General features: G+C 28.9%; 11 protein-coding genes and 3 pseudogenes. 12 read left to right on the forward strand and 2 right to left on the reverse strand.

Features of this window, described 5'->3' with window-relative positions:
* Positions 1 to 424: 424 nt before the first annotated feature.
* From GKG01_RS08295 to GKG01_RS08330, 8 genes and pseudogenes are all read left to right on the forward strand, one after another.
* Complete coding sequence (locus GKG01_RS08295) at positions 425 to 1,075, forward strand: hypothetical protein (protein WP_154272109.1); 651 nt, start codon at positions 425 to 427, stop codon at positions 1,073 to 1,075.
* Between the two features lie 537 nt (positions 1,076 to 1,612).
* Positions 1,613 to 1,696 (forward strand): annotated as a pseudogene (locus tag GKG01_RS08300) (transcriptional regulator); the annotation flags it as partial.
* Positions 1,697 to 1,842: 146 nt separating this feature from the next.
* The gene (locus tag GKG01_RS08305; protein WP_154272110.1) at positions 1,843 to 2,691 is read left to right on the forward strand and encodes an AraC family transcriptional regulator; all 849 of its coding nucleotides are present in this window, start codon (positions 1,843 to 1,845) and stop codon (positions 2,689 to 2,691) included.
* A 74-nt stretch (positions 2,692 to 2,765) separates the two neighbouring features.
* Positions 2,766 to 3,221 (forward strand): annotated as a pseudogene (locus GKG01_RS08310) (nucleotidyl transferase AbiEii/AbiGii toxin family protein); the annotation flags it as partial.
* Positions 3,222 to 3,430: 209 nt separating this feature from the next.
* Positions 3,431 to 3,595, forward strand: a pseudogene (locus tag GKG01_RS09225) (helix-turn-helix domain-containing protein).
* Between the two features lie 17 nt (positions 3,596 to 3,612).
* The gene (locus tag GKG01_RS08320) at positions 3,613 to 4,887 is read left to right on the forward strand and encodes a hypothetical protein (protein ID WP_172975121.1); all 1,275 of its coding nucleotides are present in this window, start codon (positions 3,613 to 3,615) and stop codon (positions 4,885 to 4,887) included.
* Positions 4,888 to 4,897: 10 nt separating this feature from the next.
* Positions 4,898 to 5,722: a Hachiman antiphage defense system protein HamA gene (locus GKG01_RS08325; RefSeq protein ID WP_154272111.1), complete on the forward strand. Its 825-nt coding sequence runs from the start codon at positions 4,898 to 4,900 to the stop codon at positions 5,720 to 5,722.
* Positions 5,716 to 8,814, forward strand: coding sequence for a DEAD/DEAH box helicase (locus GKG01_RS08330; RefSeq protein ID WP_154272112.1), 3,099 nt, complete (start codon positions 5,716 to 5,718; stop codon positions 8,812 to 8,814). Before GKG01_RS08325 ends, GKG01_RS08330 begins: the two co-directional genes overlap by 7 nt.
* Before the next feature lie 77 nt (positions 8,815 to 8,891).
* Here the strand turns inward: GKG01_RS08330 and GKG01_RS08335 are convergent, their stop codons facing one another.
* Both GKG01_RS08335 and mobC read right to left on the reverse strand, forming a co-directional pair.
* A complete protein-coding gene (locus GKG01_RS08335; protein ID WP_206670694.1) occupies positions 8,892 to 9,182 on the reverse strand; it encodes a relaxase/mobilization nuclease domain-containing protein in 291 nt (96 codons plus the stop codon).
* A 1-nt stretch (position 9,183) separates the two neighbouring features.
* On the reverse strand, positions 9,184 to 9,540 hold the full coding sequence (gene mobC, locus GKG01_RS08340; RefSeq protein WP_154272113.1) for a plasmid mobilization relaxosome protein MobC: 357 nt from the start codon (positions 9,538 to 9,540) through the stop codon (positions 9,184 to 9,186).
* A 447-nt stretch (positions 9,541 to 9,987) separates the two neighbouring features.
* Here mobC and GKG01_RS08345 point away from each other — a divergent pair, with 447 nt between their 5' ends.
* From GKG01_RS08345 to GKG01_RS08360, 4 genes are all read left to right on the forward strand, one after another.
* Complete coding sequence (locus GKG01_RS08345) at positions 9,988 to 10,572, forward strand: TetR/AcrR family transcriptional regulator (protein ID WP_154272114.1); 585 nt, start codon at positions 9,988 to 9,990, stop codon at positions 10,570 to 10,572.
* 10 nt (positions 10,573 to 10,582) lie between these two features.
* Entirely contained in the window at positions 10,583 to 11,560 is a 978-nt protein-coding gene (locus GKG01_RS08350) for an AraC family transcriptional regulator (RefSeq protein ID WP_154272115.1), read from the forward strand.
* A 66-nt stretch (positions 11,561 to 11,626) separates the two neighbouring features.
* The gene (locus GKG01_RS08355; RefSeq protein WP_154272116.1) at positions 11,627 to 12,217 is read left to right on the forward strand and encodes an MptD family putative ECF transporter S component; all 591 of its coding nucleotides are present in this window, start codon (positions 11,627 to 11,629) and stop codon (positions 12,215 to 12,217) included.
* Positions 12,214 to 12,885 (forward strand): energy-coupling factor transporter transmembrane component T, encoded by a 672-nt coding sequence (locus GKG01_RS08360; RefSeq protein WP_154272117.1) that lies wholly within the window; start codon positions 12,214 to 12,216, stop codon positions 12,883 to 12,885. Before GKG01_RS08355 ends, GKG01_RS08360 begins: the two co-directional genes overlap by 4 nt.
* Position 12,886 lies beyond the last annotated feature (1 nt).

Raw genomic sequence — 12,886 nt, forward strand, 5'->3', positions numbered from 1 at the left:
TTTCTTGAAGCAGGAGATATATTAGATGAGAGCTGTTATGAGGTCGAAGGACTCCATAATGCCAACCATGATCTTGGAAAATTGTATTTGGCATTAAAATTTTTAAAAGAAATATAAGATAAATTATAATGAGATTATAAGAGATTAAATGTATTGAGTATAAACTCATATACTAAAGAAAAATAAGCGACAACAATACAAACAAAAGAATAGTAGTATTTTTACATATTTTTCTACTAAACAAAATATTACCGCAGCATGATTTGTTGATAAAATGGTTTAAATATATCAAATTGATGTACTAAATATTAATATATAGTTAGAAATTTTGTGAAAATGTCGTAGCATCAAGAAGTATAGAAGGATGATATAAATTTGAATTTATATTGAAAAAAATAAACTATAAAAACGCAAGGAGACAAATATGGATATTATTCGACTACCTATTATAAATGGAATAACCCCAGATTTATTAAATGGAACAGAACGCTATGCTTACGGGTTAAGTGATTTTACAGATAGCTGGGAATTAAAAGATTGGCAAGAACATGGAGGTTATCAAGGTTCAGTACTTTATTTATATGATTTGCAAGAAAGCAAAGTTTATATCCCATTTAAGAAAAAGAAAAATGTTATTTATCAAATGCCATTATTTAGTGATGGTATGATTTATTTTTTACAAGTAGACTATGATGATAATAAGGTTAATCTATATCGAGTATCATCAAGTTTAGAACTAGAAAAGATAACAGATTTATCTATTGATGAAGTTAATCTTTACAACATTAGATTAATCGGAGAAGGTGTGCATATTACGAGTCAGGATGAAAGCTTTGTATGCTATTATCCCGAATCTTTTGAAATAAAATTAGAGGTAAATGAAAGTGTTCTTTGTATAGATGATGAAAAAATTTACATAAGTGTCTGGATTGAGGAAGGTATTGAAAATGATGAGATAACAAAAGACTGCACTTACTATGAAAAAATACGTGTTAAAGACAAGGCGGGAAATCTCATTTCAGAAGAAATAGGATCATTAACTCAATTCCCAGATGGTAAATGGAGAATATCGTAAAGCATAATATAGGAAAAGAACATAAGAAATTCCAGTTTGTCGAGGTAATACCTTTTAACGATAACCTTAAGCTATCGTTAAAAAGTTCATGGATATGTTCCTACATACGAACGTAGCTACTTGACATACTTAGTGTTCACTCGTTTCATGTTGAAGCCCTAACCCTACTTGTCAAGAAGCGAAGCTACACTGAAAAGTAGAGGCAGGTCCCATGCAAAGATTTCCCAAGAGAAGCGACCGAATAGGAAGCTTTGATTGGCAGAAATCGACTGCTGAAGCTGTAGCGTTAATATAAAAGATGTAAATTTAGAAATCCTGCATTTTAAGCAGTTTTATAAGCATTTTGTATTTGAAAAAGATAAAGAAGGATATGTAAAAAAGACTCAAAAAAACTATATGGACGTAAGAGTAGTTTTGTAACTGGTATGAGGAAACACAAAAAATATAATTAACTCATTTTGTACTTTCTACAAGAGTAGCTTAAAAGGCTGCTCTTTTTTCATTGAAGGGAGTAAGGATTCGTTACATCCTAAAAAGCAAAATCTAGGACGACTCATAAAATACAGCAGACTATTTAAAATAGAAGATGAAATTAGAAAATCCGTGGATGTATTATTGTGATTAATATCGAGAGCATAAAGAGCAATATAAGAAGTCTGGCAGAGAAGAAAAATAGTATAAACATGTGATGCTATAATATTTGTATTAGCATTATCGTGTATAATTTAATAAATCCTTGTACAATTTAAATGAAAGGTGGTAGAAATATGGATATAATGAAATCTTTTAACTTAGCAATAGACTATATTGAAGATAACTTAACTGATGAACTTGATGAAAAAGAAATAACGCGGATAACAGAATATTCATTTCCAATGTTTTCAAGAATATTTTCAATCATATCAGGATATTCATTATCTGAATATATAAGGTTAAGAAAGATGACAAATGCTGCAATTGATTTAAAAAATTCAGATAAAAGAATTATAGACATCGCAATAAAATATGGTTATAATTCTCAGGATTCTTTTGCTTTAGCTTTTAAAAGTTTTCATAAGCTAACTCCAGGTCAAGTAAAAAAAGGAGAAAAGTATCAATATTTCCCAAGAATCTACTTTTCAATTTCAGTTCAAGGAGGAAATCAAATGGATATTAAGATTGAGAAAAAGAAAGCGTTTAAAGTAGCTGGTATTAAATCAGATGTAACTAAAAGTTCAAATTTCCCAAAAGTTTGGGATAGACTGGTTGAAAAAGTACCAAGAGAAAAATTTGAGGAGTTTGGTAATGGTCAAATCTTTGGCGTAGGATATGATTATATAATGGATGAAGAAGATTCATTTATATACTTAGCTGGTTTTGATTTAACGGATGAAGTAAAAGCTGAGGAGTTAGGGTTAGACATACTCAGCATTCCTGAAAAAGAGTATGCTATTGTAAGTTTAGAAGGTCCTATACCAAAGTGCATTCACGAAGGATGGAAGTATATTATTTCATATTTCTTCCCTAAAGAAGGATATAGACATGATGAAAGTCCCGATTTTGAAGTATATGGAGATGGAGACCCTAATTCAGAAGATTATCAAATGGAATTATGGGTTCCTATAGTAAAAGAGTAATTTAAATTTGTTTAACGGCATCTATCAAATGGTAGGTGCTTTTTTGATTGCTATTAGTAAAAATAGGAATAAATAAAAGTCCTATGAAACTTGACCTAACAACAGGAGATGCAATAACACCAAGGGAAATAGAATATACCTATCCCTGTATCTTTAGCAAAGAAAATATAAAAATAATGGTATACCTATTAGAAACAATTTTATCTGAAAAAGACGAAACCATAATCAGAAGAAATATAACAACAACACGAATGAGAGACTTTTATGACCTATACACCCTCTACAAACTAAAGAAAGATGAGATAAACTATGAAATTTTAAGAGAAGCAATAGAAAGAACTTCCGAAAAAAGAGGAAGTTAGGAGATAATGAAAGACTCTGAGGAAATAATCGAGGACATAAAATAAGATTAATACCTAAGATCCTTGTGGGAAGTATATCTCAAAGAAAATAAGTACATTGCAGATTTGGCCTTTGATAAAGTTGTTGATGTAGTGACAACTTTATCAAATAGAATTAATGAGATGTAATTTAACAGACAGTGTCCGGCATATTGTAGATAAGAGAAATTAAGTAAAAGAGAAGTGGAATTAATCTACTTCTTTTTTTAAACTTAAATGCTATTGCAAGGAGAACGTTTTTATATTAAACGGTATTTAATGGTATAATATAATAAATATGAGTTTTCAATGTAGGTTATATTGAGAACTTTTATTTATGAAACTCACTCAAAAAACTAATAGATTTGGATACGACAAAAAGAAATTGATGAAAATAGCAAAATTTGGAAAATTTAACTTTATAAAATTAAGAATGGCTAAACATAACCACAGATGTTTTGCTTAGAATTTGCAATGATTTGGATTGTGATATTGAGGAAATAGTGGAATGTATGAAAATTTAATATGAGGAGATTATGTTTTGAATAAAATTACAGATGTTACAAGACGAGATATTTTTGATTTATTCAAAAAAGGAATAACAGAAGATAATTGGTTAACAACAGAGACTATATATTATCCTTATTATGGTCGTTTTGAAATTGTAGATTTTTTAAAAAGACTGTATAACTTAGCAGATTGGGAAAGCCAAGATTCTAGAGTTGATAATGCAGAAGAAGAAATTGCAATGCATACCCATAATGGTGATTATCCCGACGATTGGATATTCGAAGACGAAAGATTTCAACTGTTTGATGGCGAAGATAATATTTTACTTAATTTTATTTGCGAAGTATTTCATCCAGAAGTGAGGGATGAAAATGGAGTTTGGGAAAGATATTTAGAAAAAATAAATACTTTGCTAAATGAAGATGGGTATGCAATAGTCGCTACAAGCAAATTATCAGGAAGAGATGTGTTTAGCTGGAGAACATATATTAAGAAACCAAGTATGTATATTCCTTTTTCAGAAAGAAACAAGTCATTAATAACTGAAAAAAAAACCAGTATTAAGCTTACTAATGCAGCGAGACATCAACTTTTTAAGGTAATGAATGAATATAACGAAACATTTATGTTTACATCTGAAACCAATTTTAATTATTACAAATCAATAAATGACTTAGTTTTAGAGGATATTACTAAGTTTTATATTCCAAAACATTATGTGGGAAGCGAACTTGTAGAAATAAATGAATTTAGTGATTTTAAAGAAGGTACTCGACCATTCACTGTGTTTGATGTTATTGAAAGTTTTAATAGGCACACTACAAAATCTTCACAATTTAGAAATGAGATAAATGCCATTTTTAAATTAAATAAAATCAATGTAGAGCTCAGAAATGGAGAAGTACATTCTACAAGCAATAAAGTAATCGGACTCGATGATTCAACAAATATTAATGAAGCTGGTCTTGAAGAGTTAATAAGGACATCTGAAGATTTATACAATAAAGGTGAATATTCCTATGCTGTTGAAAAAATCTGGGATGCGTTTGAAAGAATTAAGACTTATTATCCTACTTTGGATAAGAAAAAATCAGCAGAAAAAATCATTAATGATATAAGTTACGGGAATGAACATATCAAAAAAATGTTTGATAATGAATTTAAAATATTGACGAATACAGGGAACTCATATCGAATAAGGCATCATGAAATTAATAAAATAGATATCAGCAAGGAATTGCATTATAAGTATTTCTATAAGAGATGTTTGGCATTAATTTCTGTAATAGTAGAAAATTTACAGTAAGGGGGACAATTTGTTTTTTGACAATAGTAAATATTTTGTGTTTGATAAATCTATTCCTTATTCAAGTGGAAAAGAAATACAGGTATATAAACTTAATAATGAATTATTAGCTGATAGTATTTTGAATAGTTGGGCATCTGGATTAAGAAATAATTATGTTGAAGAGAGTTTGTTAGAGCCACTAATTAAAGGAACAGGATTAACAAAACAAGAATTTTTGGAGAAGAATATATTTCCCAATCATCAAAATAAACTAGGTGCTATAACTATGTCTGGGGAATTCGGAGAGATATTGGTATATGACTATATAAATTTTGTTCTAAAGCACTATATTACTAGAACTAGGTATTTGGAAAAAGTCAATCCTGATATGCCAGTATCTGGAAGTGATGTGATAGGGTATAAAGTTAAAAATATTAATAAACCAAGTAAGTCTGATCACTTAATAGTTGCTGAAGTAAAAACTCGTTCTAGCAAAGTTGGAAATAAAAACAGGTCGTGTGAAAAAACAGTTAAAGATGCCATAGAACACTCTATTAAAGATAGGGTTCGAATCGGTGAGTCTCTAAATGCTGAAAAAAGGAGATTACTTAATCGTTCAAGAAATGACGAGGCAAAAATAGTAGAAAGGTTTCAAAATAAAACAGATAATCCGTTTATAATTGACTTTTTTGCAGTTGCTGTATTGGATATTGATTTGTATTCAGACCAGGTAGTTTTAGATGTGGTTAATAGTCAGAATGAAAATGTAAAATCCACGAGTATATTGATAATTCTTTCCAAAGAATTGCTGATCTTCTTAAGAGATTTATATAGGAGGGCTTGCTTATGTTGATAGAAAGTGCTTCAAAATACTATTTGAAAAAAGTTCGAGCAAAAGCAAAAATGTATGAGTATGGCGTACCAGAAAATCTTCATATAGAAGTTGAAGAACAAGCAAATGACCTTATATTGCTTAGCATTGGGGTTGTTGGTGACATTTCTAATGAAATATGGAAAATGAAAAAAGCTCCTATAATTCTTTCGAAGGAAAAGGAAGAAGAATTGTATTTTGTATCAAGGTTTTTTGATGCTTATTTTCAGTCTGAAATGAGTATTGACTTGAATCCATATTATATATTGATGGGAGCGGTTACTTATTACTTCTGTAATATGAATGGTAGTTCAAAAGTAATGATGAGTATTATGCCAGATTTAAGTGATTTTGAGTTTTCTGCTTCTGGATTAGAAAATGTAATAATGTGGATGTTAGATAATAATCATAAATTTGACGTCGGTAAGATAGATGGAAAATACAGAAACTATATTGTGCAATTAGTTGATTACTATAATATGTTTTTTGATTGCAAAAATCCTAACAACTCGAATTTCGATGATTTTAGAAGTTATGTTTATAAACTTGGTAACGATAGAGAAATATTATTTACAGATATTATTTTAGCAATATTGAAAAAGAAAATTTATAATTCGTGTATTAATCTAATGCCACTATATTCTGGTATTGACAAGAACGATTGGATTTCAACATTTAAGAACAATGCGCTGATGAAAGAAATGTGGTCATCCCAGATTTTACTAGGTAAAGAAGGAATTTTCGAAGGAAAATCAGGTGTTATTCAAATGCCAACAAGCTCTGGTAAAACAACATCTGTAGCACTTGCTGTACAAGCTGCTTTTCTATCACATAGAACTTCAATTGTAGTTGTAGTAGCTCCATTTAGAGCTTTATGTAAGGAAATAATGCTTGATATGGAAAAGTTTTTTGCGTTTGATGAAAATATATCTGTAACTGAGTTTTCTGATATTCCTGAACCTAGCGAAATAGAGTTAGTTAAATCTGAGTATATTGGTAAAAAAATATTTGTTATGACTCCAGAAAAGTTGGAATATATTTTAAAACATGATACGGAAATAATTGAAAGTATTAACATGATTGTTTTTGATGAGGCTCATTTGTTTGATGATGAATCAAGGGGAACAGATTACGAACTTTTACTGACAACAATAAATAGCTATCTTAGACCAGATGCACAGAAGATATTAGTTTCAGCAGTAATTTCTAATGCTGAGCAATTAAATGCGTGGATTAACCATGATGGTATTGTTATAAAAAATAATACAATTAAAACATCAGAGAAAACGGTAGCCTTTAATACATTTACATCGACTAATGTTAATAATGCTTATAGTAATCTTTATTTTGTGGATCCAAATAAATACTTAGAAGAAGAATTTTATGTGCCAAGAGTTGTCCAAACAAGAGAATTAAATAAAAAAGGTAATGAAAGAAGATCAAGATATTTTCCTGATTTTACAAATAATAAGCAAGATGTAGGCATTTATTATGCAATTAAATTAATAAGAAATGGAAGTATTGCAATTTTTTGTTCAAAAAAAGATAGTGTAAATAAGATATTACGAAGATTTATTGAATTAAAAGAGAGAGGAGTTTCTCTTGAAGATTTTAGTCGTTTATCAGATTATGTTGAGTGTTTAAAAATTGCATATTTAATAAAAGAACACCTTGGTGAAAACAATTTATATATAGCAGCATTAAGGGGTATTGTAGGGCATCATTCGGGTGTGCCTAACGGGGTAAGAATTGCTGAAGAATATGCTTTGAAAAAATCATTAGTTCGTTGTGTAGTATGTACTTCTACATTGGCACAAGGAGTAAATTTGCCAATTAAATATTTAATCGTATCAAGTGTTTATCAATCAAAACAGGTAATTAAAGTTAGAGATTTCCATAATTTGATAGGAAGAACAGCAAGAGCAGGAAAAGAGACAGAAGGAACTATCATTTTAACAGAAAATATCTATAAAAATAGTAAAGAAGACTATAAATTAAATAAGTATAGACGTTTGCTTAATGCTGACAATTCTGAGGAGTGCTCTAGCAATCTTTTAAAATTAGTCAGAGAAGTTGATTTAGGAAATAATAGAACAATTAGTTTTGACTTTTTGAAAAAATACATTAATTCCAGATATTCTAATAAGGCTGAATATACTGAATTGAAAAAAGGTATTATTGAATATAGAGAGCAAGGAAAGGAATGTGGTGAAGAAATTTTTTATAAAATGAATGAAATAGATCATATTCTAGTATCATTGGAAAATTTTATACTTGGCTTTGTAGATGTTGAAGATGCAAGTTTTGAAATTATTAAATCTACATATGGTTACTACTTGGCAAATGAAGAAGAGAAAGAAGAATTGAAGAATATATATAACCTTATTAAAAGTAGTATTGATAGTCTTGAAGTTACTAATAAGCTGATTTACAGAAAAAGTATGTTAGGCATATTGAAGATGAAAGAAATATCTATATTTATAGATGATAATTTGTATGAACTAGTAAATGCGAATTTTGATGAATTAATTAGAATTATTGCTAATAGACTTAAAGAATCAGAGGTTTGCAAGGTTATTCCTAAATTTGTTGATGATAGCTATGTGTATGATTTATTAAAAATGTGGATTAATGGTAAAAGTTATATTGAAATTTGGAGCTATGCAAAATCAGTAAATTTGTTAGTTAAGCGGGGTAAAAAAAGTAGAGATATATCATTGGAAAACATAATAACTTTATGTGATTCGGACTTTGGATATGCTTCATTAACTATAATACAGGCTATTATAGAAGTTTTAAATACTAAGGATTGTAGTGAAAATATACAAGAAAATTTAAGTGATATAATATATAGAATAAGATATGGATTACCGAACAAAGAGTCTGTATTTATATATGAACTTGGATTTGCAGATAGAATTATTTCGCAAAAAATTGCTGATGAAATAAGTGATTTTGACTGTAGCACAAAAAAGAAAACAAAATCTACAATAAAAAGCAATAGAGAGAAACTGCAAGAATTATTGGCAAACTATCCATCATATTTCTTGGATAGACTGCAAAAACTAAAATAAGATTTCAAGGAGATGGAAGTTATTTTTTCATCTCCTTACTTATGTAAATTCCATAGTTATTTCGTATTTGATAATGTTCATACGTAGTTGATCTTGTAAAAAGTACCCTTACATAATTCCATTCCAATTTCTTGAGATTTTATAGGATCAACCTCTCCTGGTAGAAAAGATTGGATTAAATGCCTAGCCAAAACTGTTCCTTTAGTATCATTGTCTTCTCGTGTTTTCATAAATTGAATGTGTGCAGTAGATGGATGACATTTGAATGATGATACCAAGATTTTTTCATCAGTTTTTTCACTCTTAGTAATGTAATCTATTGCCAAATTTAGGGTTGTTTTTATAGGATGTATTTTTGTAATTGCCATACTAATCACCAGAACTTTCGTTTGATTTATTAAGAAGTAGGGAATGGATCTGCCATATTTCTTTTGATAATTTTTCTATCTGTTTATTCATTGATTCAATTTCATTTTTGTAAATAACACCAGTTGTATTAGTAGCTTTTGCAATCTGGTTTATATTATTTGTTGCATTTGAAAGTAGCCATTGCAGGTTTCTAAATGGTTCTAAGTCTACAACATATATCTCTTTTTCTAATACACATTTCCTAAGAAAGTGGGACATAGTTTTGCAATTAGCAAGTTTCATTTTCTTTTCAAAAACTTCTTTTTCTTCTTTAGTAAGTTTTATTTCTATTCTTTCATTTCTAAATCTATTTGCCATTTTACTCTCCTTTATAAAATATTTCGGGGTCTTAGGGCTTCCATAACAAGGTAAAAATTAGCAATAGACTTCAACCAATCGCTAACTATATTAGCTCTTGGAAAGTCCTTGCATAGCACCTACCAAACACTCAAGTAAACTTTCGTGTGGTTAGGTGCGTAAAAAAATGGAGCATTCCTTAAAGAACTGCTCCATTAATTTTTTTCGTAAGTGTCCGTACACTTACTGTGCTTGCTATTAAAGTTATAAGCGTTAAGCGTTTATTAATTTCTGTTAATTATACCGCATTTAAAGAAATTAATAAAGCAGTATAAAGGGCGTTCAAGCAAATATCTTAAATAAGATTACTTAAATTTAAAATAATCCATGTATTGAAATTAATTATCAAATGAGCTACAATAAAACTGACGATAGCGTCGGAATTATTTATTGACAGGAGATAAAGTTTTGAATGATAAAAAATTGAAAGTTGGAGAAAAAAGGAAGTTAGAAATTCTGGAAGCTGCAAAAAAATGTTTCTTAGAAAAGGGTTTCCAAAATACAACTATGGAAGATGTTATAGAAAAAGTAAGTTTAAGTAAAGGTGGTGTTTACTATTATTATGGATCAACCTATGAAATGATTTATGATTTTATGAAATTAGGTATCAAATATAGAGGAGAAAAAAACAAAACTATCGACACATCTAAATTAACGAGTTTAGACGCAATTACTGAGATAATGATGGAAAGAATTTATGATGAAAATGAATTTAAAAGCATCTATGCAATTTTTTTGAAACTACAAAATGAAGATAAAAGATTGTGTGAAATGTTTGAAAATTTAAAAGAAACAAACACAGAAATTTTGTTGTCTGCATTTCCTCCAGACGATAAACTCTCATCTATTTTTGAAGATGAGTTTTTAGTTACCTTTGTAAATACTTTGATTTTAGGATATGAAAGTTTAAATCAAAAAGAAATTTTTATTGAAAATAAAAAAACAATCAAAAAGATGTTGGAAGATTATTTGAGAGAAAAGCTCATTAATTAGGAGATTTTTTATGGGTAAGGAGTTAATGTGCCATCTTTATGGAAGAAATTTAGAAAAAATAAAAGAAAATTCTAAAGGGAGAATTTGCGAATTTCATAATTTGGAAAATGGGAAATATATAGTTTCCAAGTACGAAATTTTCAAAGGGGTAACAGTTTTTTATAATGATATACACACTTCTGTCATAAAGAAAAAATTATCAAAAAATTTAAATCAAAGCTATGAGATTAATCATTGTAGAGAAGGAAGATTTGAATGCGTGTTAAGCGATGGAACTATTACTTATATGGAATCGGGAGATTTTGCAATCAATGCAAGTAGCAATAGTTCTGAAGAATCTTTTTTTCCTATATCTCATTATCATGGTGTGACTTTTTATATTAATCCAAAAGAATTTGATAGCGAAATATATTTTTTAGAGGAAATGTTAGGGATTAAATTTGAAGTTGTTTTAAGAAAATTATGCAATAAGGACAAAATTTTTGTACAAAGAGCTACTCGGCATATTGAACATATTTTTTATGAAGTTTATAAAGTTCCAGATGAAATTCTAATTGAATATCTAAGGGTAAAATTTCAAGAACTTTTCCTATATATTTCAAGCCTTGATACCAGTAACAAGATAAGCGATAGGAAATATTTTATTAAGACAAATGTTGATATTGTAAAGAAAATAGATGAATTTATAAAGAATAATTACGAAAAAAATATAACTTATGATAAACTATCAGAAATTTTTAAGATAAATACTACCACAATGAAATCTTGCTATAAGAGTGTTTTTGGGCAAACAATTAAGGAGGCTATAACAAGTAAAAGATTGGAGGTAGCAGCTGATTTTTTAAATAATACATCAATTTCAATTACAGAAATTGCTATTAGGGTAGGTTTCACAGATCATGCTAAATTTTCAAATACTTTTAAAAATAAGTTTAATCTCACTCCTTCAGAATATAGAAAAATATCTAAAACAGCACATTTAGTCTAAATAGTCAAGAAAATAAGCTTAGTCTATTATAGAATGATAACAGCTATCAACTAAGGAGGTTGAATTATGGAAAGTAAAAAATTAACTATAAAAGATTTAGCAACCATAGGAATCTTTTCTGCAATCATGATTGTTGTATTCATTGCTTTTTCAATGATTACAGGGGCATCATTATTTTTCAATATGATTTTTAATGGTGTGTTTACTGCACTAATTTTAGGACCATTTTTTGTTTATATGGCTATGAAAGTAGGCAAACCAGGAGTTGCACTAATTTATAATATTATACAAGCTATATTAGCAACTGTCTTTATGGGTCCTTTTATGATTCCATGGTTTGTAGGTGGCGGGATAATTGCAGAGTTATCTATGCTTGGTACAGATAGCTATAGGAATATAAAAAGAATTACTATTGCTTGGATAATTACATCATTAACTAGAGCGGCTCATGGTATGAGCGAAATATGGTTTTTTAAAGATGCCTTCATTAAGTCCGGCGTATCTCCAGAACAAGTTCAAATACAAACTCAGTATTATACAAATCCTAAATGGATTCTTATTTCTTTAGCATGTACTATTGTGGCGGCAATTATTGGTTGCTATTTAGGAAATAAGATGACAGAAAAGCATTTTAAAAAGACAGGCATAATAAAATGATGCATTTGGACTTACGTTCCAAATTAGTAGTATTTTTAAGTACAGTATTTTTGGTTTCAGTATTGTCCAAAGATACTGTATTTTTTTTATTAGCCGCCATTCTAGTTATTTATGTATCACTGCAAGGATATAGCAAATCTACTATAAAACTAATTATTGCAATTGGTGTTTTAAGTTTTTTGAGATTTGTCTCAAATGGTGAAGGTTTTGGCATTTTGATTCCAGATATGTTTCTGTTTATGGTTATAAGAACATTAGTTATAGTTCTATCAGTAATACCAATTTTAAAAACACCTCCAGGAGAGATAATGGCAATAATGAAAAAAATGAAAATTCATAGAAATGTTGCTTTGCCACTTATTTTCATGATGAGATTTTTCCCAGTAGTTAAAAGTGAGTTTAAAGAAATTATCGACTCGTTGAGATTAAGGGGATTAATTTCTATTAAAAAACCATTTTTAACGATGGAATATTTATTTGTTCCTATGATGTTTTCATCTTCAAAAATAGCTGAAGAACTTGCCGCCACATCGGAAGTAAGAGGAATTTCTGCATCTGGAAAACATAGCTCAAGAAGAGAAATAAAATTTAGAAATCTTGATGTTATTGTTTGTTTAATCGCCATCTTTATCACAATGAGCATGATTTTCCTGGAGAGGAGTTATTAAG

It is taken from the genome of Finegoldia sp. BIOML-A4 (genome assembly GCF_009679635.1).
In the GTDB taxonomy this organism is placed as follows: Bacteria; Bacillota; Clostridia; order Tissierellales; family Peptoniphilaceae; genus Finegoldia; species Finegoldia magna.

Excerpts from the sequence above, each read along its gene's own strand:
- GKG01_RS08355 (WP_154272116.1), top strand. The coding sequence starts at position 11,627 with ATGGAAAGTAAAAAATTAACTATAAAAGATTTAGCAACCATAGGAATC.
- GKG01_RS08335 (WP_206670694.1), bottom strand. The coding sequence starts at position 9,182 with ATGGCAATTACAAAAATACATCCTATAAAAACAACCCTAAATTTGGCA.
- GKG01_RS08360 (WP_154272117.1), top strand. The coding sequence starts at position 12,214 with ATGATGCATTTGGACTTACGTTCCAAATTAGTAGTATTTTTAAGTACA.
- GKG01_RS08350 (WP_154272115.1), top strand. The coding sequence starts at position 10,583 with ATGGGTAAGGAGTTAATGTGCCATCTTTATGGAAGAAATTTAGAAAAA.
- GKG01_RS08330 (WP_154272112.1), top strand. The coding sequence starts at position 5,716 with ATGTTGATAGAAAGTGCTTCAAAATACTATTTGAAAAAAGTTCGAGCA.
- GKG01_RS08295 (WP_154272109.1), top strand. The coding sequence starts at position 425 with ATGGATATTATTCGACTACCTATTATAAATGGAATAACCCCAGATTTA.
- mobC (WP_154272113.1), bottom strand. The coding sequence starts at position 9,540 with ATGGCAAATAGATTTAGAAATGAAAGAATAGAAATAAAACTTACTAAA.
- GKG01_RS08305 (WP_154272110.1), top strand. The coding sequence starts at position 1,843 with ATGGATATAATGAAATCTTTTAACTTAGCAATAGACTATATTGAAGAT.